A 2,163-nucleotide genomic window follows, 5' to 3' on the forward strand; every position below is an offset into this window, starting at 1 on the left:
GCCGTCCAGCGTTTCAGGACCTCCTCTATCGACCACTCCGAGGCCCGTTCCCGGTCGATGCGTACCACGATGTGATAGTGGTTACTCATCACCGCGTAGGCGGCCACATCGATGGCAAACAGGGTCGCAAGCTGCTGCATACGCTCGACAATCCAATCGCGGCGATGGTCGAAATTCATACCCGAGGCGTGGTCCTCGCCACACAAGAAGGCACGACGTACACAGCGACAGACGCAATGATACCAGGGGGTGTCCTCAAGAGAGACAAGAACGGAGCGGGGGGCGGTCATGGCAGATTTCCTGTGATCTTGATCTTGGTGTCGGGAAGGAGCTTAGCTTGGGGTGGAAGAGATGCCAAACAAAGTGGGTGTCCTTTTTTTGTTTTTTGTTCCTTTCTTGCGGAAAATAGCTTGGATTACAAGTGTCGAGTTCGTATCCAGTTCACGATTCCCGCCAATTGCTCGTCTCGTGGAGAATCCCCATCGATAAGCCAGGCCATGAGGTCCTCGTTGCTGCAATCCAACAGGCGCTCGAAGCTCACACGGTCGGTTGCGGAGAGCGCCTCGTATCGGTTCTCCAAAAAACCCTCCAGGAGCAGGTCCAACTCACGCATACCCCGGCGACAATACCATTTCAGCTTGGCGTAATGGGTCATTGAGACGTTACTTTTTAATCCGCAGATTACGCAGATTTTCACAGATGAAAATGAAATAATCTGTGAAAATCTGCGTAATCTGCGGATAAAGATGATTACCATGCAATAGGTTACATCACATACAGTTTACACAGTACTCCCTGGTATCACACCGTAAGCATGCTTAACAGAATATTGGCAACACGTCGAATATCAGGAAGATAAAACTTGCGGTGATGCTGGTAGACAAGCTGTTGCTCGGGGAAAATCTCCAAAAACATCCAGTCATCCCCGGTTGAAATTACACCATACTGCGCGTGTTTCCCAAGTTTATGCAAGGCCACAAGTTCGGCGGCACATTGACTCAAGGCCTCTTCAATCGTCTTCTTTTTTGCCTCAATCACCACAATCGGATAATCACCTAATGTATCATTCGTATCATCCTCTTCGACCTTCGAGACAATCAGATCGCATCGTCCCCTCAAGTTCTCATCAACCTCGATGTATTCTTCATAGAGGATACTGTATTTTCCGTGCAATTGTTCGATAACATTGACGACAATAGGTGTCAAAATGAGGGCTTTGACGGCCTCTTCATTGCTATAAAACAGTTTCATAAATGTTTGGATATTGTCATAGGCCGCATCAGAAATCTGCTCATGCTCTGGGAGCGACAGATCCTTTTCCTTCAGTTTATAGCCGATGCGCTCCAAATCCGTTTTGGTTCTGAAATCACTAAACATCTTCTATCCCCTCCATACATCTCAAGGCAATGCTGCTAAGTTCGACAGGGATTGCCGAAACCGGAAGGCCATGATAATTATAAGAAATTCCGCATCCTAAAATGACACACGTTCACATTCCGAAAAAATATAATCCAGCACTCCCGCAAGTTGGACCGGGTTGGCAATTGAAATCGGGGCAGGATATTTTTTCAATGTGTGCGCTTCGAGTTTGCCAAATTCCCAGATCTCACCAGTCGAGACAATCCCATACACCGGAGGTAATGGCCGATCGTCTCGAGGGTGATCGGCATTGATTTTCTGACAGGCAAGCATGGCGGCAAGACATTGCCCCCAGCCTGCAATAAAATTTTGTTGTTTCGCCTGAATCGCCGCTAAGAGAGGGGTACTCAGCACTTCATACGAGTGGGCCTCATGTAAGGCAGACACAATATAGTCCGGATTTCCGCATAAATCGTCGTCGTATTGGATATAAATATGCGACCACACTTTGATATTTCTGTGATGTTTCCAGATTTCTTTCAGAAATGGAACAATGAAAAATTCTTCATAAAACGCTTCATTTTCTTGAGAGCTTTTAATGGATAAGGCGAATGTAATGTCTTGCAAAAACCAGTCTGGCAAGTCTCTCGCCACTTGCTCTGGCAGGAATGCTTCATTGAGAATAATGACAGGTTCTTTCCGCAACACGTCTTCCATACTCTTATAATCACTCAACCACTATGCACTAAAGTGCATAGGTTGCCCCCTGGACTGAAAGTCCTAAATCATTCCAGGATAATGTTT

Annotated in this window: 4 protein-coding genes; all 4 read right to left on the reverse strand. The window is 46.7% G+C overall.

Features of this window, described 5'->3' with window-relative positions:
• The coding region (locus tag BQ17_RS01555; protein ID WP_089723988.1) for a transposase at positions 1–290 on the reverse strand (290 nt) is incomplete at its 3' end.
• A gap of 125 nt (positions 291–415) precedes the next feature.
• Complete coding sequence (locus tag BQ17_RS01560) at positions 416–655, reverse strand: FAD assembly factor SdhE (protein WP_089723985.1); 240 nt, start codon at positions 653–655, stop codon at positions 416–418.
• A gap of 146 nt (positions 656–801) precedes the next feature.
• Positions 802–1,377, reverse strand: coding sequence for a type I restriction endonuclease (locus BQ17_RS01565; protein WP_089723986.1), 576 nt, complete (start codon positions 1,375–1,377; stop codon positions 802–804).
• Positions 1,378–1,473: 96 nt separating this feature from the next.
• Positions 1,474–2,094: a hypothetical protein gene (locus BQ17_RS01570; RefSeq protein WP_141699031.1), complete on the reverse strand. Its 621-nt coding sequence runs from the start codon at positions 2,092–2,094 to the stop codon at positions 1,474–1,476.
• Positions 2,095–2,163: the final 69 nt, after the last annotated feature.

This window comes from Candidatus Thiosymbion oneisti (assembly GCF_900092655.1).
Classification (GTDB): domain Bacteria; phylum Pseudomonadota; class Gammaproteobacteria; order Chromatiales; family Chromatiaceae; genus Thiosymbion; species Thiosymbion oneisti.

What these genes read in the sequence shown, in the direction of transcription:
- BQ17_RS01560 (WP_089723985.1), bottom strand. Translation starts at nt 655, where the DNA reads ATGACCCATTACGCCAAGCTGAAATGGTATTGTCGCCGGGGTATGCGT.
- BQ17_RS01565 (WP_089723986.1), bottom strand. Translation starts at nt 1,377, where the DNA reads ATGTTTAGTGATTTCAGAACCAAAACGGATTTGGAGCGCATCGGCTAT.